General features: G+C 73.2%; 20 protein-coding genes and 1 riboswitch. Of the genes, 5 read left to right on the plus strand and 15 right to left on the minus strand.

All coding sequences use genetic code 11. The features are described 5' to 3' along the window. Positions 1 to 36: 36 nt before the first annotated feature. From F8279_RS18470 to F8279_RS18505, 8 genes are all read right to left on the minus strand, one after another. On the minus strand, positions 37 to 1,272 hold the full coding sequence (locus F8279_RS18470) for a glycoside hydrolase family 16 protein (protein WP_151500592.1): 1,236 nt from the start codon (positions 1,270 to 1,272) through the stop codon (positions 37 to 39). A gap of 115 nt (positions 1,273 to 1,387) precedes the next feature. Next, positions 1,388 to 2,668, minus strand: coding sequence for an MFS transporter (locus F8279_RS18475; protein WP_151500593.1), 1,281 nt, complete (start codon positions 2,666 to 2,668; stop codon positions 1,388 to 1,390). Then, positions 2,665 to 3,240 (minus strand): helix-turn-helix domain-containing protein, encoded by a 576-nt coding sequence (locus F8279_RS18480; RefSeq protein ID WP_091418131.1) that lies wholly within the window; start codon positions 3,238 to 3,240, stop codon positions 2,665 to 2,667. The genes F8279_RS18475 and F8279_RS18480 overlap by 4 nt, the downstream gene beginning before the upstream one ends. Before the next feature lie 58 nt (positions 3,241 to 3,298). Then, positions 3,299 to 3,736 carry a VOC family protein gene (locus tag F8279_RS18485; protein WP_151500594.1) on the minus strand — a complete coding sequence of 146 codons (438 nt, stop codon included), beginning with the start codon at positions 3,734 to 3,736 and terminating at the stop codon, positions 3,299 to 3,301. Between the two features lie 109 nt (positions 3,737 to 3,845). Continuing rightward, positions 3,846 to 4,337 (minus strand): SsrA-binding protein SmpB, encoded by a 492-nt coding sequence (smpB, locus tag F8279_RS18490; RefSeq protein ID WP_030500009.1) that lies wholly within the window; start codon positions 4,335 to 4,337, stop codon positions 3,846 to 3,848. After that, a complete protein-coding gene (locus F8279_RS18495; protein ID WP_151500595.1) occupies positions 4,310 to 4,984 on the minus strand; it encodes a lysoplasmalogenase in 675 nt (224 codons plus the stop codon). Before F8279_RS18495 ends, smpB begins: the two co-directional genes overlap by 28 nt. Next, positions 4,981 to 5,808: a sterol desaturase family protein gene (locus tag F8279_RS18500; RefSeq protein ID WP_151500596.1), complete on the minus strand. Its 828-nt coding sequence runs from the start codon at positions 5,806 to 5,808 to the stop codon at positions 4,981 to 4,983. Before F8279_RS18500 ends, F8279_RS18495 begins: the two co-directional genes overlap by 4 nt. Continuing rightward, entirely contained in the window at positions 5,805 to 6,533 is a 729-nt protein-coding gene (locus tag F8279_RS18505; RefSeq protein WP_151500597.1) for a FadR/GntR family transcriptional regulator, read from the minus strand. The genes F8279_RS18500 and F8279_RS18505 overlap by 4 nt, the downstream gene beginning before the upstream one ends. A 135-nt stretch (positions 6,534 to 6,668) precedes the next feature. Between F8279_RS18505 and htpG the strand changes: the two genes are divergently transcribed. Then, positions 6,669 to 8,561: a molecular chaperone HtpG gene (gene htpG / locus F8279_RS18510; protein ID WP_151500598.1), complete on the plus strand. Its 1,893-nt coding sequence runs from the start codon at positions 6,669 to 6,671 to the stop codon at positions 8,559 to 8,561. Between the two features lie 67 nt (positions 8,562 to 8,628). Here htpG and F8279_RS18515 read toward each other — a convergent pair whose 3' ends face one another. The 3 genes from F8279_RS18515 to F8279_RS18525 are packed head-to-tail and all read right to left on the minus strand — an operon-like array spanning position 8,629 to position 11,445. Beyond that, positions 8,629 to 9,327 (minus strand): SDR family oxidoreductase, encoded by a 699-nt coding sequence (locus F8279_RS18515; protein WP_151500599.1) that lies wholly within the window; start codon positions 9,325 to 9,327, stop codon positions 8,629 to 8,631. 32 nt (positions 9,328 to 9,359) lie between these two features. Then, a complete protein-coding gene (locus F8279_RS18520) occupies positions 9,360 to 9,836 on the minus strand; it encodes a helix-turn-helix domain-containing protein (RefSeq protein WP_091418149.1) in 477 nt (158 codons plus the stop codon). A gap of 46 nt (positions 9,837 to 9,882) precedes the next feature. Next, positions 9,883 to 11,445: an LLM class flavin-dependent oxidoreductase gene (locus tag F8279_RS18525; protein WP_091418152.1), complete on the minus strand. Its 1,563-nt coding sequence runs from the start codon at positions 11,443 to 11,445 to the stop codon at positions 9,883 to 9,885. Between the two features lie 172 nt (positions 11,446 to 11,617). Next, positions 11,618 to 11,763: riboswitch (cyclic di-AMP (ydaO/yuaA leader) on the plus strand. Between F8279_RS18525 and F8279_RS18530 the strand changes: the two genes are divergently transcribed. Continuing rightward, complete coding sequence (locus tag F8279_RS18530; RefSeq protein WP_091418155.1) at positions 11,762 to 12,412, plus strand: transglycosylase family protein; 651 nt, start codon at positions 11,762 to 11,764, stop codon at positions 12,410 to 12,412. It overlaps the preceding riboswitch by 2 nt. A gap of 184 nt (positions 12,413 to 12,596) precedes the next feature. After that, complete coding sequence (locus tag F8279_RS18535; protein ID WP_091418158.1) at positions 12,597 to 13,046, plus strand: YbaB/EbfC family nucleoid-associated protein; 450 nt, start codon at positions 12,597 to 12,599, stop codon at positions 13,044 to 13,046. Between the two features lie 97 nt (positions 13,047 to 13,143). On the opposite strand, the gene F8279_RS18540 is transcribed toward F8279_RS18535, so the two are convergent. From F8279_RS18540 to F8279_RS18555, 4 genes are all read right to left on the minus strand, one after another. Beyond that, entirely contained in the window at positions 13,144 to 15,207 is a 2,064-nt protein-coding gene (locus tag F8279_RS18540; protein ID WP_091418161.1) for a M4 family metallopeptidase, read from the minus strand. A 412-nt stretch (positions 15,208 to 15,619) separates the two neighbouring features. Beyond that, complete coding sequence (locus tag F8279_RS18545) at positions 15,620 to 17,935, minus strand: transglycosylase domain-containing protein (protein WP_091418164.1); 2,316 nt, start codon at positions 17,933 to 17,935, stop codon at positions 15,620 to 15,622. 148 nt (positions 17,936 to 18,083) lie between these two features. Then, complete coding sequence (locus F8279_RS18550) at positions 18,084 to 18,746, minus strand: hypothetical protein (RefSeq protein ID WP_091418166.1); 663 nt, start codon at positions 18,744 to 18,746, stop codon at positions 18,084 to 18,086. 135 nt (positions 18,747 to 18,881) lie between these two features. Beyond that, a complete protein-coding gene (locus F8279_RS18555) occupies positions 18,882 to 19,889 on the minus strand; it encodes a hypothetical protein (RefSeq protein ID WP_225853323.1) in 1,008 nt (335 codons plus the stop codon). Positions 19,890 to 20,043: 154 nt separating this feature from the next. On the opposite strand from F8279_RS18555, the gene F8279_RS18560 reads away from it, so the two are divergent. Next, the gene (locus F8279_RS18560) at positions 20,044 to 20,985 is read left to right on the plus strand and encodes a diacylglycerol kinase family protein (protein ID WP_091418172.1); all 942 of its coding nucleotides are present in this window, start codon (positions 20,044 to 20,046) and stop codon (positions 20,983 to 20,985) included. A gap of 29 nt (positions 20,986 to 21,014) precedes the next feature. Further along, entirely contained in the window at positions 21,015 to 21,785 is a 771-nt protein-coding gene (locus tag F8279_RS18565; RefSeq protein ID WP_091418175.1) for a nucleotidyltransferase, read from the plus strand. Positions 21,786 to 21,793: the final 8 nt, after the last annotated feature.

The following is a 21,793-nucleotide window of genomic DNA, read 5'->3' on the forward strand; positions in this document are numbered from 1 at the left end:
GGGGTGTGCCGCCCGCCCCGGTCTCGGGGGTGGCGGTCAGCGGCGCCACTTCTGGTTCGCGGCGCCGGTGCAGTCCCAGATCTGCAGCCGGGTGCCGTCGGCCGAGCTGGAACCGGTGGCGTCCAGGCACTTGTTCGCCTGGGGGTTCACGATGTCACCGGCCGCGCTGAACACCCACTTCTGCGCGCCGGTGCCGTTGCAGTCGTAGAGCTGCACCTTGGCGCCGCTCGCGGTGGATCCGGCGGCCACGTCGAGACACTTGCCGAGCGCGCGGACCGAGCCGTCGGCGTTCCAGCTCCAGCGCTGGGCGGCCGTGCCGTTGCAGGTCCAGAGCTGTACGGCGGTGCCGTTCGCGGTGTTGGCGCTGGCCACGTCGACGCACTTGTTGTCGTACCCGACGATCTGCCCGCCGGTGCCCCCGCCGCCGTTGTCCCAGGCCTGGACCCGGACGTAGTCGATCGTCATGGTCTGCGGGAACGTGGTGCTGCCGTCCGGCGAGCCGGGCCAGTTGCCGCCGACCGCGACGTTCATGATCATGAAGAACGGGTGGTCGAAGACCCAGCGGTTGCCGCCGATGTCGGCGGGCGTCTTGCGCGAGTACGCCACGCCGTCGAGGTACCAGGTGATCGAGTCCGGCGCCCAGTCCACGGCGAACGTGTGGAAGGCGTCGGCGAGCGCCTGGCCGCCCGGCAGCGAGGTGGACGCGCCGACGCCACTGCCGCCGGAGTAGCCGGGACCGTGCAGCGTGCCCCAGACCGTCGACGGCGCGTAGCCGACGTTCTCCATGATGTCGATCTCGCCGCTGCCGGGCCACGGGTTCGTGCCGATGTCGTTGCCGAGCATCCAGAACGCCGGCCACAGCCCTTGGCCGCGGGGGACCTTGATGCGCGCCTCGAACCGCCCGTACGCCTGCGCGAACGTGCCGTTGGTGAGCAGCCGGGCCGAGGTGTACTGGCAACTGCCGTACCAGCAGGAGTAACCGGACGGGTTCTCCTTGCGGGCGGTGATGACCAGGTTGCCGTTGCCGTCGAGCGCGGCGTTGCGGGTGCTGTTGGTGTAGTACTGCAGTTCGTTGTTGCCCCAGCCGCCGCCACCGATGTCGTAGCGCCACTTGCTGGCGTCGGGGGCGGCGCCGGCCGGGCCGTTGAAGTCGTCGGACCAGGTGACCGCGCCGGGGGCGGCGATCGCGGGGGAGTGTGGGACGAGGGCGAGGGCGGCGGTGAGGCCGACCGCGGTCGCCGCCAGCGCGGCGAGGGTACGGATAGTGCGCACGGGGCGCCTCCTGCGGGGGTGGTGGCCGTTCTCCGTCACGGCGGCCGGCCCCGCCCAACGGTTAACAAACCATACAAATAGACTTCGATGAAGGTATGAACGAAGTCGGTCGATGTCAAGAGAGCGTTTCCCGCTGACGCTCCGACGTGGGCTCCGGCTCCCGCGGCCGCACCACTGTGGGCCGGCGCATGTCCCGCCACGGGCCGCCCAGCAGCGGCGTCAGCACCACCAGCAGGTAGCAGGCGCCCATCACGACGAGCGTGGACGTGGGGCCGAACCGGTCCGCGGCGAATCCCGCGCCGACCGCGCCGGCCGGCATGGCCGCCCACGCGCCCGCGCCGATCACGCCGTACACCCGGGCCCGCATGGCAGGTGGCACCCGTTCCAGCTCGACGGCGCCCATCAGCGGGTTGAGCGAGCCGGCGGCCAGCCCGGCCACCGCGACCACGGCGACCACGACCGGCAGCGGCGGCGCGGCGGCGAGCGCCCACAGTGGCGGCGCGCCGCACAGCGCATACGCGGTGACGAACGTGGCCCGGCGGGGCAGCCGGTGCCCGATCGCGCTGAACACCAGCGATCCGACCAGCGCCCCACCACCCATGACGCCGACCAGCAGGCCGAACGCCGCCGGTCCGCCGAGTTCCCGGTCGGCGACCACCGGCAGCAGCACCTGGCTCTTGGCCGCGTCGAACAGGTTGGTCACGAGCACCAGCAGGACCATGGCGCGCAGCAGCGGCTCGCGGACCAGGAAGCGCAACCCGGCGGCGAACTGCCGCCAGTAGCCGCCGGTCTCCGGCTCGCTCTCGTCGCCGGACGGGCTCAGGCGGCGCGGAACCAGCAGCGCCACCACGAGCGCCGACACCGCGAACGTCACCGCGTCCACCGCCAGCACCGGCAGCGCGCCGAACACGCCGACCAGCAGACCGGCCACCGGTGCGCCGATCATCCGGGCGCCGCGCGAGGTCGCCTCCGCCCAGCCGACCGCCCGCTCGATCGGCACCCCGGCCGCCTCCGCCGCCTCCGGCAGCAACGCGGTGCGCGCGGTCTGCCCGGGTGTGTCCAGCAGCCCGCTGACGAAGACCAGGGCCAGCAGCGCCGGGAACGGCAGCCCGATGGTGGCGTGCAACAGGGGTACGGCGGCGATGGTCACGCCGGAGACCACGTCGGCGAGCACGCTGGACCGCCGGTAGCCGATCCGGTCGACGAGCACGCCACCGAACGCGCCGCCGAGCACCACCGGTGCGGTGGCGAACGCGCCGGCCAGCCCGGTGGCCGCCGGTGAGCCGGTCTCGGCCAGCACGTAGAGCGGCAGCGCGATCAGCGTGAGCACGTTACCGGTCAGCGAGACGGCGTGCCCGATCAGCAGTCCGGTCAGGGGCCGGCGGTCGCGGTTCACTGCGGCCCCCGGTACGCCTGCCAGATCAGCGTGACCATCTCGGCGCCGGGGCGGCCGGGTGCGCCGCGCTCCCGCCAGCGCCGGCCCAGCGCGGACAGTTCGTCGCGCAGCTCGACCAGTTCCTCAGGCGTCAGGCGCAGCACGATGTCACTGCTGGTGGTACCGCGTACCCAGGCCGGGTCGAGGCTCGCCTCGGAATCCAGGTACGCCTGGTAGCGGTCGACGTAGCGCTGCATGGCGGCCTGGCGCAGCAGGTTGCCGGCGAGCCGGCGCTCCGGGTCGTCGAGCAGTTCGAGCGGATCCCAGTCGGTGGTGGCGTGCGCGGCCCGCCACCACCGCTCGCGCCGGTCCCGGGCCAGGTCGGGGGCCTCGGCCACGAAGCCGTGCTCGGCCAGCTTGCCGACGTGGTAGCTGACCGAACCGACCGCCTCGCCGGTCCGCTCGCTCAGCATGCCGACCGTCTGCGGGCCGCGCAGGCGCAGCTCGCCGAGCAGTCGCAGCCGGGTGGGGTGGGCCAGCGCCCGCATGGCTCGCGGGTCGCTCACGCGCCGGTTGCCGGTTCCGTCCGTCATGCCGCCAGGCTAGACCGACAAGAAGTGATGTACAAGGAGTCTTGTTAATGACCCGGGCTCAGTCGAGGCAGAACTCGTTGCCCTCCGGATCGGTCATCAGCACGTGCCCCGCCTCCAGCGGGGGAGCGGGCTCGTGGCGCCCGACGCGCGTCGCGCCGAGCGGGACGAGCAGGTCGGCCGCCGCCTCCAGCGCCGACATCCGGGCCTCGCCGGTCAGCCCGGGCGCTGCCCGGACGTCCAGATGCACCCGGTTCTTGACCCGCTTGGACTCCGGCACCCGCTGGAAGAACAGTCGCGGACCCGCGCCCTCCGGGTCGACCACGGCCGAGGCGTCGTTGTGCCGCTCCGGCGGAACGCCCATCGCGGTCAGCGCCTGCTCCCACGAGTCGAAGCCCTCCGGCGGGCCCTGGACCCGATAGTCGAGGACCTCGGCCCAGAACGCCGCCAGCTTCGCCGGGTCGGCGCAGTCGATGGTGATTTGTACGTCGCGGGCCATCTCGGCTCACCTTCCATCCGGTCCGCCGGCGAACCGGCGGCGCGTGTGATCGGTCGCCGTCCAGCCTGCCGGAGCCAGCGGACAGAAACTGTCCTCAACACGAGACGGATCAGGTTCGGCGGCCGGTGGTGCGGCCCTTGAGCCGGCGGCCCATCTCCCGGGCGATCTCCCGCTTGGCGTCCCGCTCGGCGAGCGCCTGGCGCTTGTCGTACGACCGGCGGCCCCGGGCCAGGCCCAGCTCCACCTTGGCCCAGCCGTCGGCGAAGTACATCGACAGCGGCACCAGCGTCACGCCGCCGTCGCGCAGCTTCTCCAGGATCCGGGCGATCTCCACCCGGTGCAACAGCAGTTTGCGGGTGCGCCGGGGCGCGTGGTTGGTCCAGGTGCCGAAGCCGTACTCGGCGATGTGCAGGCCGTACAGCATGATCTCGCCGTCGCGCTCCTGGGCGAACGCGTCGACCAGCGACACCCGCCCCTCGCGCAGCGACTTGACCTCGGTGCCGGCCAGCACGATGCCCGCCTCGTACGTCTTGAGGATGTCGTAGTCGTGCCGCGCCTTCTTGTTCGAGGCGATCAGCTTGCGCCCGTTCTCCCTGGCCACGCCAGCAGGGTACCCGCCGGCGACGGCTGCGGGCCGGTCGCCGGGCGCGCCGCGGCCACCCAGCCGGTGGTGATCAGCAGCAGCGCGGCACAGTAGGTGATCATCACCAGCAGGCCCCTCCCGGGCAGCTCCACACCGGCCGCGCCCACGCCGATGAGCAGGTCGGAGACGAGGAAGAGCGCCCCGCCTGCGGCGACCCGCGCGGACACCCCGGTCGCGGCGGCGGCCATCAGGCACAGCGCCAGGCTGTAGCCGAGCACCGGCAGCCGCAGCGGCCCGAGCATGCCCCACAGCAGCGCGTTCGCGCCCGCCCAGGCCAGCAGGTAACCGGCCCACGCCACGGCCCGTGCGCGCCGGTGCCGCACGAAGGCGGTGATGAACGCGAGCTGGGTGACCAGGAAGCAGCCCATGCCGGCCAGGAACGCGGTGTCCCCCGGCAGGAGCAGGGCGATGTCGCCCGCGGTGGCGGCGACCAGGCCGACCGCCACCGCGTCCACCCGGCGCCGGTGCGCCCAGAGGTACGCCAACAGCACCGGCGCGAGCAGCGGCTTGGCCAGCCACTGGAGCACAGTGGAGTCCAGTGCGACCCCGACGAGTTCGACGGCGGCGACCAGCCCGAACAGGGGCAGCAACCAGGAGCGCCTCATCGGACCGGCTGCCAGCCGGGACGGCCGAACAGGTAGCCCAGGCGGTGCCGCCAGGAGCTGGCCCGGCGTACGTCGGACCAGATCGCGGCGAACTCGTGGGTGGCCACCCGCAGCGGGTTGTAGGTGCCGATGTTCTTGGTCAGCCCGTAGCGCGCGGTGGCCCGCTCCGGCTCGAACGTGCCGAACAGCCGGTCCCAGATGATCAGGATGCCGCCGTAGTTGCGGTCCAGGTATTCGGTGTTCGAGCCGTGGTGCACCCGGTGGTGCGACGGCGTGTTGAAAATCCACTCGATCGGCCGGGGCAGCATCTTGATCCGCTCGGTGTGCAGGAAGAACTGGTACAGCAGGCTGACCGACTGCTGGAGGAAGATCATCCACGGCGGGATGCCGAGCAGGGCCAGCGCCAGCCAGAACGGCAGCGAGGTCATCGGCGTCCAGCTCTGCCGCAACGCGGTCGAGAAGTTGTAGTAGACGCTGCTGTGGTGCACGACGTGGCTCGCCCAGAGCACGCGTACCTCGTGGTGCGAGCGGTGGAACCAGTAGTACGCCAGGTCGTCGGCGAAGAACAGGATCACCCAGGTCCACCAGTCGCCGGGGGACAGGTGAACCGGCGCCACAGTCCACAGCGCCGCGAACAGGCCGACCGTGAGCAGCTTCCACGGGAAGCCGATGATCTGACTGCCCAGTCCCATCGACAGGCTGGTGGAGGTGTCGCGCAGCTCGTAGCCGCGTTCGTCGTCGTCGGGCAGGAAGCGGTAGGAGACCGCCTCGACGACGATCAGGAGCAGGAACGCCGGGACGGCGTACAGCACGGCGGGGATCATGCGCGCGCTTCCCTTCCGGAAGTGGGGGAGGTGGGGGTGGTGACCGGCGCGGTCAGCAGCTCCCGGGCGTGCCGGGCCGCCGCCGCGCCCTGACCGGAGGCGACCGACGCGGCGAGGCGGCGGTGCCCGGCGACGTCCAGCAGCTCGGCCGCACGGGCGTCCGGCGGGACGTCGCCGACCGCGAACGTGCCGGCCACCAGGCTGTTGAACGCGAGCTGGTAGGCGGTGTTGCCGCTGCCGCGCACGACCAGCCGCCAGATGGCGATGTTCGCCTCGTTCATCAGGTCCAGGTCGGGGGCCAGGTCGCCGTACTCCTCGGCGGCCCGGACCAGGGCCGCGACGACCGCCGGGTCCGCGCGCTCGGCGCAGAGCCGGGCCGCGTCGATCCCGACGCAGGCCCGCATCTCCAGCATGTCGCGCACCAGCGTCTCGACCGGGAGTACGTCGCCGGAGCGGGCCAGGGACAGCGCCAGGTCCAGCCCGGCGTGGACCCGCCAGTCCAGCACCCGGGTCGCGCCGCCCTGGCTGACCCGGACCAGGCCGAGCTGTTGCAGGCGGCGCAGCGCCTCCCGGACCGCGTGCCGGTTGACGGCGAACGCGCCGGCCAGCTCCCGCTCGCCGGGCAACGTCTCGTCCGGCGCGTAGCGACCGGACACGATCGCGTCGCGGAGCCGGCCGAAGACGTGGTCGGAGACCGACACGCGAGGCGCGGGATCGAAGGTCATGCGCAGCAGTGTGGCCCCGAACACATCAACTCGTCAACTGGTTGTACCAGTAGATTCGAGGCGGCCGGTGCGTGCCGCCTTGGTCACCCCTCGTATCCTTTCCGCCGTAGGCCGCCAGTGGGGAAGGGAGTCGGTGTGAGCGACCGGGTCGAGACGTTGGAGTTCCAGGCCGAGGCCCGTCAGCTGTTGCAGCTGATGGTGCACTCGATCTACTCGAACAAGGACGTCTTCCTGCGCGAACTGATCTCGAACGCGTCCGACGCGCTGGACAAGCTGCGGCTGGAGTCGCTCGTCGACAAGGAACTGTCGGCCGACACCTCCGACCTGCACATCGAGATCGAGGCCGACAAGGACGCCCGTACGCTCACCGTGCGGGACAACGGCATCGGCATGACCCGCGACGAGGTGGTCGCCCTGATCGGCACCATCGCCAAGTCCGGCACCGCCGAACTGCTGCGCAAGCTGCGCGAGTCCTCCGACGCCGCCGCGTCCCAGGAGCTGATCGGCCAGTTCGGCGTCGGCTTCTACGCCACGTTCATGGTCGCCGACAGGGTGACGCTGCTGACCCGCCGCGCCGGGCAGTCCGGCGGCACCCGCTGGGAGTCCACCGGCGAGGGCACCTACTCGATCGAGGAGGTGGAGGACGCGCCCCAGGGCACCTCGGTCACGCTGCACCTCAAGCCGGTCGACACCGAGGACAACCTGCACGACTACACCGCCGAGTGGACGATCCGCGAGATCGTCAAGCGCTACTCCGACTTCATCTCGTGGCCGATCCGGATGACTGTCGACAAGCGCGGCGAGGACGGCGCCACCAACCGCGAGGAGCAGACGCTCAACTCGATGAAGGCGCTCTGGGCGCGCTCGCGGGACGAGGTCGACGAGGCCGAGTACAAGGAGTTCTACCGGCACGTCGCGCACGACTGGGCCGACCCGCTGGAAACCATCCACATGCGCGGTGAGGGCACGTTCGAGTACGAGGCGCTGCTGTTCCTGCCGTCGCACGCCCCGCTCGACCTGTTCTCTCCGCAGGGCCGCCGCGGTGTGCAGCTCTACGTCAAGCGCGTGTTCATCATGGACGACTGCGACGCGCTGATGCCCAACTACCTGCGCTTCGTCAAGGGCGTCGTGGACGCGCACGACCTGTCGCTGAACATCTCCCGGGAGATCCTCCAGCAGGACCGGCAGATCCGCGCGGTGCGCCGCCGGCTGGTCAAGAAGGTGCTCGCCACGCTCAAGGACATGTCCGCCGAGTCGTACCGCACGTTCTGGACCGAGTTCGGCACGGTGGTCAAGGAGGGTCTGCTGGAGGACCCGGACAACACCGAGGCGCTGCTGGAGCTGGTCCGCGCCGCCAGCACCCACGACCCGGTCGAGCCCACCACGCTGCGCGATTACGTGGAGCGGATGAAGGACGGCCAGACCGAGATCTACTACGCCACCGGCGAGAACCGGGCCACCATCGAGAACTCGCCGCACCTGGAGGCGTTCCGCGCCAAGGGCTACGAGGTGCTGATCCTCACCGACCCGGTGGACGAGGTGTGGGTCGAGCGTGTCGGCGCGTACGACGGCAGGACGCTGCGCTCGGTCGCCAAGGGTCAGGTGGACCTGGAGACCGACGAGGAGAAGGAGAAGGCCGAGGCCGACCGGCAGGAGTACGCCGACCTGCTCACGTTCCTCGGCGGCGCGCTCGCCGACAGCGTCAAGGAGGTGCGCCTGTCCACCCGGCTGACCACGTCACCGGCCTGCGTGGTCGGCGACGCGCACGACATGACGCCGACGCTGGAGAAGATGTACCGGGCGATGGGCCAGGAGGTGCCGCAGGTCAAGCGGATCCTGGAGCTGAACCCGGCCCACCCGCTGGTCACCGGGCTGCGCAAGGCGCACGGGGAGGGCGGTGACACCGCCGCGCTGACCGAGACCGCCGAGCTGCTGTACGGCATGGCGTTGCTCGCCGAGGGCGGCGAGCTGGCCGACCCGGCCCGGTTCACCCGGATCCTCGCCGACCGTCTGGCCCGCGGGCTGTAGCTCCTCTCCGGACAGCCACCGGGATCCCGGTACGCACGTCCGCGTACCGGGATCTCGGGGCGTTCGGTCAGGGGAGCGCGGGGTAGAGCGCGGCCACTCCACCGGACAGGCCGGCCTGGACCCGGCGGGCGACGTCGTCGGCCAGGATCTCGTAGCTGTCGGACTCGATGCCGTCCGCGGCCAGCCGGGCGACGTCGGCCGGGTGGGCCTTCGGGCCGGGGACGGCGGCGGCCATCTCGGTGTCCATGTAGCCGACGTGCAGCCCCGCGACGCGGACACCCCGGCCGGCCAGCTCCACGCGCAGGGCGTTCGTCATCGACCACTCCGCGGCCTTCGCGGCGCCGTACGCGCCGACGCCGGGAAACGTGAACCAGGACAGCGCCGACAGCACGTTCAGGATCGTCCCGCCGCCGTTCGCCGCGATCCGGGGCGCGAACGCCCGTACCACCGACAGCGTGCCGAGGTAGTGCGTCTCCAGCTCCAGCCGGATCTGCGCGAGGTCGCCGTCGAGCAGGTCGGTGCCGGTGCTCACGCCGGCGTTGTTGACGAGCAGCGTCACGTCGCCGGCCCGCTCCGCGGCGGCGGCCACCGACTCGGGGTCGGTGATGTCCACGCGTACCGGGGTGACGCCGGGCAGGTCCACGGTGTCGGGGTTGCGCGCGCCGGCCCAGACGGTGGCGCCGCGCGCGACGAGTTCGGCGGCCAGGTGCCGGCCGAAGCCGCGGTTGGCGCCGGTGACCAGGGCGGTGCTTCCAGCGATCTTCATGTCTCGCTCCGAGATGTGGGGAAGGAAGGGGTTCAGGCGGACAGCAGGCCCGGACCGGGCAGGACGGCCAGCTCGCCGGGCGGTACGTCGTGCCCGGCGTCGCAGCGCAGCCGGGCGTGCACCGGCGCGCCGCACTCGTCGTGGGCCACCCGGACCGCCGGGCCGGCCTCGTCGGCGGCGTACGCGTCGCCCCACTGCCGCAGCGCGACCAGCACCGGGATCAGGTCGCTTCCCTTCGCGGTGAGCACGTACTCGTCGCGGGTGCGCTGCCCGGGCTCGCGGTAGGGACGCCGGTCGAGCAGCCCGTCGGCGACGAGCTGCTTGAGGCGTGCGGCGGCCACCGGCTCGCTGACGCCGACCCGCCGGGCGAAGTCGTCGAACCGGCGGGTGCCGAACGACGCCTCCCGCAGCAGGAGCAGCGTGGTGCGGTTGCCGACCACCTCCAACGCCCGGGCGATCGAGCAGTTGGCGGTGGACCAGGAGTCACGCTGGGCGAGGAGGTCCGTCATGGCGTCGACGGTACCCCCTGACTTAGGAAAGCAAAAGCCAGCTACCTCACAGCTGGCCGGGGAAGAAACCGTGCCGGGCCAGCGGCTCGACGATCTGGTGCTCCTCGTACGACAGGTGCGACAGCAGCGTGTCGGTGAGCAGGTCCACCGCCTCCTGGAGTCCGGTGAAGTCGCCGGGCCGGCGGACCAGCTCCACGAGCGCCCGGTCGACGCTCTCCACCACGCCGTGGATCACCACGTGCTCCTCCTCCAGGCGGTCCAGCACGGCGGCCAGCCCGGTCTCGGAGCGGCGCAGATGCGGGAAGATCGAGGCGTCCTCCAGCCCGTGGTGCTGGGTGACCATCGTGCAGTACGCCGCGCAGTACGCCCCGAGCGTCCAGTTGTTCTGCCGCATGGTCATCTCGTTCAGCGCGGCCCGCGCCCGGCCCGGCGTGACCGAGCCCTGCTTGACCTGTTCCAGCAGGTCGCGCACCTGGGCCAGCTCCTGGCGCAGGTGGTCGTGCACGTCCACCAGGTGCTGCCCGGCGGCCTGTCCCCGGGCCGGGTAGACCTGTCCGGCCGGTGGCGGCGGTGCGCTCGGCCGGGTGGACTCGTCCCAGGGGCGGCGCGCGCTCAGGCGTACCCCCGGGTCGGGGGTGGGGGTGACGCCGAGCGCGCTCGGGCCGCCCGCGGCGGTCTGCTCGTCGGAGGCGGCGCGGTCGCCGCCGCCGGGCGCGGTGCGCTCGGCCGCGACCAGCTCCCGCACGGCGGGCGCGACCTCCTGGCCGAAGATCTGGATCGCGCGCGGCTCGTCGCTGCCGAGGATGAACGTGGTGATGCCGTGCTCCAGCGTGAGCCCGGCCAGTTCCTCCACCCACTGCTCCGGCGGCCCGGCCAGGAAGCCGGCCGACGAGCGGGCGAACGTGCCGGTCACGTTCAGCATGCGGCGGATCGCGGCCGGGTCGCGCCCGGCGGCGCGGGCGCCCTCGTCCACGAGCGCGTTCAGGGCGGGCAGCTCGTCGGGGCCCTTCGGCAGGTACGACAGGGACGGCAGCCAGCCGTCCGCGGCGCGGCCCACCAGGCGCAGCATGCGCGGCTTGTACGCGCCGACCCAGATGCCGACCGGGTGCGCGGGCGCCGGCCCGCGCTTGGCGCCGACCACGCGGTAGTGCTCGCCGTCGACCCGGATCATGCCGCGCCGGTCGGTGTCCCAGACCTCGCGGATCACCCGGATCGCCTCGTCGAGGGCTTCGACGGCGGCGCCGGGGGACAGGCGCCGCCCGCCGGCGGCCTCGATCGCGTCCCAGAACGCGCCCGCACCGAGCCCCAGCTCGACCCGGCCTCCGGTGAGCAGGTCCAGGCTGGCGATGCTGCGGGCCAGCACCACCGGCTGGCGCAGCGGCAGGTTGAGCACGTTGCCGGCCAGGCGGATGCGCTCGGTGGCGGCTCCCACGTAGGACATCAGTGTCCAGGTGTCCAGGAAGCCCGGCTGGTACGGGTGGTCCTGGAACGTGACCAGGTCCAGCCCGACCTGTTCGCAGAGCCGGGCGAGCGCCACCACCTGGTCGGGCTGCCCGGCGGCGGGGGTGAGGAAGCCGCCGAAGGTCAGCTCGTGTCCGTGATCGGTCATCCGTCCCGCCCCTCCCGTGATCTTGCCTGGCCCTGCCACCGTAGCGCCGCCGCCGGTAGCCCGGCCGGGTGAAGAGCATCACAAGAAGTGGACGATCGTCGCAAATCGTCCCTAGCGTCGGTTTCGTTCGCAGACGCGGACACCGCGGGCCGGAAACGCCAAATCCCGCCGCCGTCCCCGGTAACCGAACCTCGCGCGGGAGCGGGGGAACCACACGTTCCACGGTGCATCGTCACCTCGGGGTGAAGCCGCCACCGGCGGCCGGGCTCCTCGGCCCGAACCCGACAGCTCACCTCGTCGGCGTGGAGGAATCCACATGGCAACTGAATACTCGACCCGAAGCCGCCGTGCCGCTCTCGGGGCGGTTCTGGCCGGCGCCGCCGTCGGTGCCGCGGCCCTGTTCGGCCCGGCCGCTCCGGCCAGCGCGGGCGTCAACTGGGACGCGGTCGCGCGCTGCGAGTCAGGCGGCAACTGGAAGATCAACACTGGTAACGGCTACTACGGCGGGCTGCAGTTCTCCCGTGCCACCTGGAACGGCTACGGCGGGCAGAAGTACGCCGCCCGCGCCGACCTGGCCAGCCGGTCCGAGCAGATCGCCGTCGCCGAGAGGGTGCTGCGCGGTCAGGGCATCGGCGCGTGGCCGGTCTGCGGCAGGAAGGGCGGCTCGGCAAGCTCCGGGTCGGCCGCGGCCGGCGAGCGGGCCACCACGAAGGCCGCCCCGCGCGAGGCCGCCCCGAAGCGGGCGGCCACGCGCGGGGCCGCGCCGGAGCGGCCCGCGACGAAGGCCGCGCCGCAGCCCGCTCCCGGCGCCGGGACGTACGTGGTCCGGCGCGGGGACACGCTGTCGGAGATCGCCGTGGCGCAGCGCGTCGACGGCGGCTGGCGTGCCCTGCACGAGCGCAACCGGGCAGTGGTCGGCGACGACCCCGGGCTGATCTTCCCCGGTCAGCGGCTGCACCTGCGCTGAGCGGCCCTCGAGCGCCCGGCCGGCCCGTCCGGCCGGGCGCTCGGCCGTCCGCGACACGCCGCGCCGTCGGCGTCCGCCCTGCTCGCGGCGCCGAGACGCGGACCGCAGCGGCCGGTGACCGCGATTCGTCGGAGCCGGTTGCTAGGGTCACGATGCTCGGCTAAGACGTGAAGAAAGTGCGGATATGACCAACGACCCGTTCTCGGCGGCCGCGAGCCTCGACGAGCTGCTGACCCGTACGCAGCAGGCGCTCACCGCGATGCGCTCCCGGGCCTCGGCCCACGCCGACGGCGAGCCGGGCGACCTGCTGCGCGCCGAGGGCGCGGCCGCCGGCGGCCGGGTCCGCGCGGTCGCAGTCCAGGGTGGCCGGCTGGATTCCGTGACGATCGACCCGGAGCTGGCCGGCGAGCCCTTCGAGGTCCTCTGCGGACACCTCGTCACCGCTGCCAACGCCGCGCTGTCCGAGCTGGACGCCCAGGTCAGCGCGTCGGCGCGGGCCGACGCCGACGCCCTCGCCGCCCGGCTCGGCAGCATGGGCGACCAGGCCGAGCTGTTCGGCCGCGCGATGCACGAGGCGGCCGCGCGGATCCACCGCGACCGCGGCACCGCGTCCCGGGCCGGGCGCCCGGCCTGACCCGACGGCGGGCGCGACACCGCGACGCCAGGACCGGCCCGACACGACGAGGCGGCCGGCCGCCGGGAGGACGACGACCGGCCGCGCTACGCCACGGTCAGCTCAGGGTGACCGCGGTGTCGTCGACGACGAAGGACGTCTGCAACGAGCTGTCCTCCACGCCGCTGAACGAGATGGTCGCCGTGGTGCCCGCCAGCGACGAGATGTCGAAGGACCGCTGCACGTAGCCGGTGGCCTTGTTCAGGTTGGAGTAGGTGGCCAGCGTGGTGCTGCCCGCCTTGACGGTGAGCTTGTCGTACGCGGTGCTGGTGGTCGACTCCGCGCTGTCGATGTGCAGCCAGAAGCTCAACGTCGCCCGGCATCCGGCCGGGATCGTCACCGACTGGCTGAGCGTGTCGGTGTGCGACGAGCCGTACCCGTTCAGCCACGCCTTGTACGAGCCGCCGTGTGCGGCCTGGCTGCTGTCGGTGGTGATGACGCCGGACGAGGCGCTCCAGCTCACGTTGCCCGACTCGAAGCCGGGGTTGGCGAGCTTGTTGCCGGAGCAGCCGCCCGACGGCGGGGTGGTGGTGGCGGTCGGCGTGGGCGTCGGGGTGCCGCCGGCGCACGTCGGCTCACCCGACTGGGCCGGTACGCTGACCGCGGCCCAGGCCGCCTTGACCGCGTTGAACTCGGTGCAGCTGCTCGGGTAGAGGTTCTTCGCCGCCTGCAACGTCCAGACGCGGTACTTCAGGTAGGACGAGGACGACGTCTTCAGCAGCATGGCGTTGTACATGATCTTGATGGCCTTCTGGATGCCCAGGCCGCTCACGCTGCTGCTGTTGCAGGTCGAGCTGGACGGCTGCCCGTTGGTCGGGCTGCTGCCGTTGGCCAGCAGGTAGAACCAGTGGTTGCCGGGCCCGGCCGCGGCGTGCACCTCGGTCGACGGGATGCTGCTGGAGTAGCAGTTCGGGTCGCCGAGCGCCGACGGGTTGTACATGTTGCGGATCGGGCCGGAGCCGACCAGGTTGATCTTCTCGCCGACCAGGAAGTCCGGCGCGTCGTAGCTGGACGGCTCGTTGGCGAACCACTCGGTGGCCGCGCCGAACGTATCAGCCACGAACTCCTGCGTGCCGCCGCCGGAGATGCCGCCGGGGGTGTTGTCGTCGATGCCGTGGCCGATCTCGTGCGCCACCACGTCCAGCGACCCGATCCACTGACCGGCGGTGTTCTTGCCGATCTGCACCTGGCTGCCGTCGTAGTAGGCGTTCTGGTCGTTGAGGCCCACCCGGATCGGCCAGTAGCCGCCGTTGCCGTTGGCGCCGTTGCGGCCCAGCCACTGGGCGAGCATCTTGTGCTCGGTCTGCGCGGAGAACAGCGCGTCCACGCAGCCGGTCTCCTTGTTCGTGGCGGTGCCGTTGCCCCACACGTCGTCGGAGCCGCTGAACGTGGTGTTGTTCGCCGCGTCCTGGCAGCTCAGGTTCGTGACCGTCGGGTCCTTCATGGTGTACGTGGAGCCCGACTGGGTGGTGTTGAGGGTGAGCGGGCTGGGCCCGTTCCAGGCGCCGGTGCCGGTGCCGCGCACCACGTGCTCCTGCTTGCGCAGGACCGCGCCGGTGCGCGCGTCGACGTCGACGGTGAGCCGGCTCGGACCGTCCGCGCTGGTGCCACGTACCGTGGTCTCCCAGGCCAGCGCCGGTGCGGCGCCGAGCGTGTAGACCACGAGCGTGGTGCCCTCGACCGCGTTCACGGTCTTGAGCTGGGCGCGCGCCGTCTTCGCGGCGGCGGCCGGAGTCAGCGCGGGCGTGGTTGCGAGGGCGCCGATGGGCCGCTGCTGGGCGACCGAGGCGTACTTCAGGTTGCCGGCCGGGTCCGTGGCGAGCACGAAGTCGCCGCCGACCACCGGCAGGCCCTTGTAGGTGCGCTCGTAGGGCACGTACTGGGTGCCCTCGGAGGAGATGACCGGCTTCTGGACGAACGCGTCGTCGGAGCCGGCCTGCAGGTAGGCGGGGCGGTTCGCGACCAGCGCGCGGGCCGAGTCGGCGGCGGTCGCGCGGGCCTGCGCCGGGTTGGGGGAGGCGGGTCCGGGTGGCGCGGCCTGCACGGCGGCGGCGGTGCCTGCGGCGAGCAGGCCGGCCGCAGCTGCGCCGGTGAGCGCGGCGAGGCGAGGTGAGAGTTTCACAGGGGATTGCTCCTGTTCTACAGGCGCGCCGCACGGAGCCCGGTGAGGACGGGCGGCGCGGTGGTGCGAGGCAGGGTGACGGCCGGTCACCGGAGCTGCCGGCGTGGCTCCGGGTCGACAGATCGACCGTCGCGATTCGCCGGGGGTCGGCGGCTCGCTGGTGCACAATCACACGTCTCCCGAGCCCGGAGCAATGGGTGACCTGGGCAACGACTGACAGTCGGGCGTGTCGCCGCACGCGTCGATTCAGGCAACCATGATCTTCAATAGGCCCTGATCAGGGCGAATATCGTCGGTGGTGGATGGACGCCGGTGCAAATTGCGGACGTTGCCGCTGTGCGCGAATGGCGCGCATAGACGCGAGGTCGCCGTGCGCGCGACCGGGCGGCGGCTCGGCCGCCACCCGGCCGGGTCAGCGCGGGCCGCGGGTACGCGTCGGTGACACGGTGGGCAGCGGTGGCAGCGACGGCGTCAGCGTCGGCCGCGACGTCGGCCGACCGGTCGGGCCCGGGCTCGGGCTCGACGAGGAAGGGCTCGGGCTCGGCGTCTGCGACGGCGTCGGCGCGGCGGTGGTCGGCGGCGGTGGCGCCGACCGGGTCGGCTCCGGCGTCTCGCCGGGGAACTTCGGCTCGCCGAAGCGGTACTTGCCCGGGTCGAGCTTCATCGCCGCGGTGGCCCGGGTCATGAACTGCCGCCAGATCGGCGCGGCGCCGGTCGAGCCGTACACCTCGTAGCTGCCGCCCCTCGTCCGCAGCGGCTTGCCGTCGGTGGTGCCCAGCCAGACCGCCGAGGCGAGCGCGCCGGTCCAGCCGACCATCCAGGTGTGCACGTTCTGCGTGGTGCTCTGACCGGCCTGCCACGTGCCGGTCTTGCCGGCGGAGTCCCAGCCGTTGCCCAGCTCGGCGGCCCGCACCCGGCGCAGCGTCCAGTCGAGCTGGTCGGTCGCCTCCCGGTCCAGGCCCAGGTCCGTCGTCCGCAGCTGCTCGGCCCACACCTCCTCGTCGTCCTTGGTCACCGACCGGACGAAGTGCGCGTCGGCACGCTTGCCGCCGGCCGCGAACGTCGCCATCCCGTTCGCGTGGTCCTGCACGGTGATCCCGTACTGCCCGATCCCGACCTCGGTGGAGAACCGCTTCGCCACCTCGTCAGCCGGATCGCTGCGCAGGTCGACGCGCTGCGGCCGAGGATTGCCCCGGACCGTCTCCCACATCGACTCCACGCCCGCCTGCCGGGCCATCTCGATCACCTTGTCGGTGCCCAGCTTCTCGGTCAGCTCGAAGTAGGTCACGTTCAGCGAGGCGACGGTGGCCTCCCAGAGCGCGCAGTCCGGCTGGCAGGACGCGCGCTCGGCGTTGCGGATCGGCCCGGCCGAGCTCCCCCTGGTGCGCCCCGAGGCGGGGAACTCCTTGGTGTCCGGCGAGTCGAACCGCTGCTTCACCGAGATCCCGTCGCGTACGGCCGCGGCCAGGTCGTACACCTTGAACGACGACCCCGGCGGATGCTGGCCGAACCCGCGGGTCTCGCCGTTCTCGTCGTAGTACCAGCCGGCGTAGTCCGCGCCCGAGCCCTTGTCGCCGCCGTAGTAGCCGAGCACCCGGCCGGTGCCCGGCTCCACCGCCACCAGCGCCGCCTGCCAGTTGCGCGGCTGGCCGCGTACCGCCTGCGGCGCGGTGTCGCGGCGGATGTCCGCCGCCGCCTCGGCCGCGTCCTGCACGCGCTTGTCGACGGTGGTGACGATCCGGTAGCCGCCGTCGCGGATCACCTCGTCGGGCTTGCCGCGGAACGGCTCGGTCTGGCGCAGCTCGGCGAGCACGTGGTTGACCACCAGGCCGGTCGGCCGGTCCAGGTCGGACCGGCCCGCGTCCTTGTCGATCGGCCGGACCGTGTCCGGGTACGCGAGATCCGCCGCCTGCTGCGGCGTCAGGTAGCCGAGCTTGACCATGCCGTCGCGGATGTAGTTCCACCTGTCGATCGAGTTCTGCCGAGCAAGCGCGTTGCGGCGCGGGTCGTAGCCGGGCGAGCCCTCGGGGTCGGCCGGGTCCGCCTCCGGCTGCTTCACCATCGCGCAGAGCACCATCGCCTCGGCCGGCGTGAGCTGCCGCGCGGCGGGCGCGTCCCGGCGTACCGTCTTGCCGAAGTACGTCTGCGCGGCCGCCTCGATGCCGTACGCGCCCCGCCCGAACGGCACGGTGTTCAGGTAGAAACCGAGGATCTCCTCCTTGGAGTACGCGTCGTCGAGCTTCCACGCGATCACCGCCTCGCGCAGCTTGCGGGAGTAGGTGACCCCGCGCAGGTCCGCGGCGATGCGCGCGTACTGCTGGGTGAGCGTGGACGCGCCCTGCCGCTGCCCGCCGCTCACGTTGGCCCAGGCCGCACGCAGCACGCCCTTGAAGTCGATGCCCTGGTTCGTCCAGAACGTACGGTCCTCGGCCGCCACGATCGCCTGCTTCGCCGAGTCGTTCATCTGGTCGTACGGCACGATCGTGCGGTTCTGCGCGCCCAGCTTCGCCATCGGCGTGCGCCCGTCGGCGTAGTAGACGGTGGTGGACTCGGGCAGCTTCAGGTCGCTGGGCGTCGGCACGCTGTCGAAGTAGTAGCCGCCGGCGACCAGCCCGCAGCCGGCCAGCAGCGTGCAGACCGCGAGGACGACCAGCAGACGCCGCCGCTTGCGCCTGGGGCGCACCTGGGCCGCGCCGCCCGGTTCCGGGGTGGATCCGCTGTTCCGCACGCGTTACCTCCGACTGCTCGGCTGAGTCGTGCCCGGCTCGCAGGCTAACCGAGCTGCGCCGATGGCACCGGCCGACGAACCCGGACGGTGTGGCGCGGGTCCGGGCCGGGGCGGACGGCTGCCGCCCCGGCCCGGAGGGCTCACCCGGTCAGCGCGCCGCCCAGCCGACGGCCCGGTGGTCGCGTTCCCGGCGGGCGGCCCGGCGGGTCCGCCACCTGTCGTTGCCGCCCGCGTGGAACGGCGCCGACCGCCACAACGCCCGCACCGGCGTGCCGTCCGGGGCGGCGAACGTCTCCTGTTCGGCGTAGCCGAGCCGCCGCAGCAGCTCCTCCTCCTGCGCACCGGCGCACGGGTGCGCGTACGTGGGCAGGCTCAACGTGTCCATCCGGCACTGCGCCGCGGACAGCGCCTGCGTCGCGCCGCCCCGGGGTGCGGCCAGCAGCGCCAGATGGTTGTGCGGCTCGGCCGGGCGGCGTGCCGCCAGTTCCGCGCCGAGGCGGCGGAACCGGTCCTCGTCCGGCCCGGCGGCGCCGGCGAGCCGGTCGGCGTACCGGTGGGGGGAGGGGATCGGGCGGTAGCGGTGGAACCACACGGTGGTGGCGCTGCCGTCGGGCAGCAGGAACGCGTCGCCGAACAGCAACGCGTGTTCGGTCCAGATCCGCGCCACGGCGGCGAGGACCGGCAGGCGGCGGGACGTGTCGGGGACGAGCCAGGCGGCCAGCGCGGTGGGCGCGAGGGCCTCGGCGACGAGATCGGCGATCCGGCCGATGTCGCACCACCGGGCGCGGACGACGGGCAGAGCTGTGCTCATGAACGAACTCCTGTTTTCCAGGCGTTATCGGGTCGGTTGCGGGCGCCGGACGACGGTCGGCGGCGCCGCCGCGGCTTGCGGCAGTCGGGCGGCACGCCCGTGCTCCGGATCGGAGGTGGTGCCTGTGGAGTCCGCTCAGGCAGGTCTGGTGCCGGGGCGCGACGTGCGGGACGGCGGCAGCGGGTCGGCCGCCGGTCGCGCGTAGCCGTGGGTGAGCGCCGGCAGCCGCCAGCGGTTCGCGTCCGCGTCGGCCGGCTCGCTGTGCACGGCGCCGCCGCCGTGGGTGACGCCGTCGAGCGGCAGCGGCAGTGCGGGCCTGGTGGTGACGTGCGCCGCCGGGCCGACGGCAGCCGGTGCCCGGCTGCGTACGGGGTCCACCCACCGCGTGCCGACGGCGGTGAGGGTGCGCGCCGCCGGTGCGGCGAGGACCGGCCCGGCCGCGCGGGGCGGCGCGTCGTGCGCACGCCCGGGAGCCGGAGCCGGCGTCGCGGCCGGGTCGGCCGGAACGACCGGGACGACCGGATCGGACGGCTCGGGCACGGGCTCGCCGGGCGCCGGCGATCCGGGGTCCGGCGTGGCCGGCGGATCGAGCAGATCGGTCACCGGGCTGAGCGGGTCGAGCACCGGTTCCAGGCCCCGCCAGGCCGGGCCGAGGATTGGGCGCAACGGTTCCACGACCGGGGACAGCAGGTCCGCCACCGGGTCGAGCACGCCCACCGTCACCGGGTCGGTAACCGGGCGCAGACCGTCGGCGACGGGCGCGAGCAGGTGGTCGCGCAGCGGGTCGGTGACCGGACGCAGGCCGTCCGTGACGGGCGTGAGCACACGGTCCTGGACCGGCGTCACCACCGCCTCGACGACCGGCGGGGTGTGTGGGCGGCCCGGCGACGCCGCGGCGTCGCCGGGCCCGGAAGGGGCCGCGTCGCCGTCGTCGGTTCCGGACACGGGCAGGCCGAGCACCGTCCCGAGCGTGTGGGTGAGCACCCCGACGGTGGCGGTGAGCGGACCGGACGGCTCCCGTTCGGCGGCGTGGGCGGCCGAGCCGGATGCGGCCTCGTGGGCGCCCCAGACGACGGCCACGGCGCCGAGCAGCAGGCCGAGGCGCAGCGTGCCGCGCGCCACCAACCCCGTCCGTACCGACATCCCGCACCCTTCGGAACCGTGCCCGGCGGCACGGATCGACGCCCCGCACTGTACCGAACGTGTCGGCCCGGGCACAGTACGCCGTTGATCCGAATCGGGCGCGTCGCGCCGGGCGCAGGCGTGGGATCCGCGGTGTCCGGGTACCAGCCGGGCCATGGACACGCGCACTGCCGAACGCCCGGACATCGCCCCCGCTCCCGCCGCGCCCCCGGCCGGTGTGGTCGCTGTCGTCGCCCACCGGAAGAAGACGTTCGGGGGTGGGCTCGACGAGCTGCGCTCCCGGCTCGTGGCCGCCGGGGTCGGGCGGCTGCTCTGGTACGAGGTGCCCAAGAGCCGCAAGGCACCCAAGCGGGTCCGTGCGGCGCTGGACTCCGGCGCCGAGCTGGTGCTGGTGTGGGGCGGCGACGGCATGGTGCAGCGGTGCGCCGACGCGCTGGCCGGCAGCGGCGTGCCGATGGGCATCCTGCCCGCCGGCACCGCCAACCTGTTCGCGGTGAACCTCGGCATCCCGGTCGACCTGCCCGAGGCGGTACGGATCGCGCTGCACGGCCGCCGGCGCGAACTGGACCTGGGCCGGATCAACGGGGAGCACTTCGCGGTGATGGCGGGCGCCGGGTTCGACGGCGACCTGATCCGCGACGCGGACCGGCAGCTCAAGGGCCGGTTCGGCCGGATCGCGTACGTCTGGACCGGGCTGCGGCACGTACGCGGCGAGTGCGTGCGGACCCGGATCCGGGTCGACGGCGCCGACTGGTTCGACGACGAGGCGAGCTGCGTGCTGTTCGGCAACGTCGGCACCATCACCGGCGGCATCCCGGCCTTCGACGACGCCCGCCCCGACGACGGGGCGCTGGAGGTCGGCGTGTCCACCGCCAGCGGCGCCGTGGACTGGGCGCGCACGCTGGGCCGGATGGCCGCCGGGCGCTCCGACGAGTCGCCGTTCGTCCGGATCACCCGGGGCCGCAAGATCAAGGTGCGGTTCGACGCGCCGAAGACGTACGAGCTGGACGGCGGCGCCCGGGGCAAGGCGAAACGGCTCAAGGTCAAGGTGGTTCCGGGCGCGCTGACCGTGTGCTGTCCCGACCCGGCGGACTGACCGCGACCGGGCCGGGGCAGGATGCCGGAATGCGCGACGACATCCGCGACTACCTGGCCGAACTGGTCCGCCGATCCCGGGACGTGCTCGGTGACGACCTCGTCGGCGCGTACGCGGCCGGGTCGGTCGGGCTGGGCGCGTACCAGCCGGGGCGCAGCGACGTGGACGTGGCGCTGCTGGTCGCCGGGCCGCTGCCGGAGACGGCGAAGCGGACGCTCGTGGACCGGTTGCGGCACGAGTCGCTGCCCTGCCCGGCGCGCGGTCTGGAACTCGTCGTCTACCGCCGCGACGTGGCCGCCTGCGGCACCCCCGAGCCGGGCTTCGAGGTCGAGCTGAACACCGGCGCGACCATGCCGTTCCGGGCCACCTACGACCCGGCCGACCGGCCCGCCGCCGACGGACGGTTCTGGTACGCGCTGGACCGCAGCATCCTGCGCCAGTCCGGCCGGACGCTGCTCGGCCCGCCCGCCGCCGACGTGTTCGCCGACCCGTCACCCGAGGCGCTGCGGGCGCTGCTGGCCGACGCGCTGCGCTGGTGGCTGGCGCTGCCCACGCCGCCCGGTGACGAACCGGCCCCCGGTGCGGAGGACGCGGTGCTCGGGGCCTGCCGGACGCTGGTGCGCTACCGCGACGGTGTCTGGCTGGGCAAGGTCGACGCCGGGCTGCGGATCGCCGCCGACGACCCGGACGCCGCGCTGATCCGAGCCTCGATCGAGGCCCGCCGGGGCGGTACGCCGCCGTCCGGTCCGGCTGCCCGCGCGTTCCAGCGGCGGGTGCTGGACCGGATCACCGCGGACTGAGCCCCGGC

Source organism: Micromonospora sp. AMSO1212t (assembly GCF_008868145.1).
Taxonomy (GTDB): domain Bacteria; phylum Actinomycetota; class Actinomycetes; order Mycobacteriales; family Micromonosporaceae; genus Micromonospora; species Micromonospora tulbaghiae.

Bases quoted from the DNA above. Each gene is read 5' to 3' on its own strand.
- F8279_RS18480 (WP_091418131.1), bottom strand. From the start codon at position 3,240: ATGACGGACGGAACCGGCAACCGGCGCGTGAGCGACCCGCGAGCCATG.
- F8279_RS18485 (WP_151500594.1), bottom strand. From the start codon at position 3,736: ATGGCCCGCGACGTACAAATCACCATCGACTGCGCCGACCCGGCGAAG.
- F8279_RS18495 (WP_151500595.1), bottom strand. From the start codon at position 4,984: ATGAGGCGCTCCTGGTTGCTGCCCCTGTTCGGGCTGGTCGCCGCCGTC.
- F8279_RS18500 (WP_151500596.1), bottom strand. From the start codon at position 5,808: ATGATCCCCGCCGTGCTGTACGCCGTCCCGGCGTTCCTGCTCCTGATC.
- F8279_RS18505 (WP_151500597.1), bottom strand. From the start codon at position 6,533: ATGACCTTCGATCCCGCGCCTCGCGTGTCGGTCTCCGACCACGTCTTC.
- F8279_RS18515 (WP_151500599.1), bottom strand. From the start codon at position 9,327: ATGAAGATCGCTGGAAGCACCGCCCTGGTCACCGGCGCCAACCGCGGC.
- F8279_RS18520 (WP_091418149.1), bottom strand. From the start codon at position 9,836: ATGACGGACCTCCTCGCCCAGCGTGACTCCTGGTCCACCGCCAACTGC.
- F8279_RS18525 (WP_091418152.1), bottom strand. From the start codon at position 11,445: ATGACCGATCACGGACACGAGCTGACCTTCGGCGGCTTCCTCACCCCC.
- F8279_RS18530 (WP_091418155.1), top strand. From the start codon at position 11,762: ATGGCAACTGAATACTCGACCCGAAGCCGCCGTGCCGCTCTCGGGGCG.
- F8279_RS18535 (WP_091418158.1), top strand. From the start codon at position 12,597: ATGACCAACGACCCGTTCTCGGCGGCCGCGAGCCTCGACGAGCTGCTG.
- F8279_RS18550 (WP_091418166.1), bottom strand. From the start codon at position 18,746: ATGAGCACAGCTCTGCCCGTCGTCCGCGCCCGGTGGTGCGACATCGGC.
- F8279_RS18555 (WP_225853323.1), bottom strand. From the start codon at position 19,889: ATGTCGGTACGGACGGGGTTGGTGGCGCGCGGCACGCTGCGCCTCGGC.
- F8279_RS18560 (WP_091418172.1), top strand. From the start codon at position 20,044: ATGGACACGCGCACTGCCGAACGCCCGGACATCGCCCCCGCTCCCGCC.
- F8279_RS18565 (WP_091418175.1), top strand. From the start codon at position 21,015: ATGCGCGACGACATCCGCGACTACCTGGCCGAACTGGTCCGCCGATCC.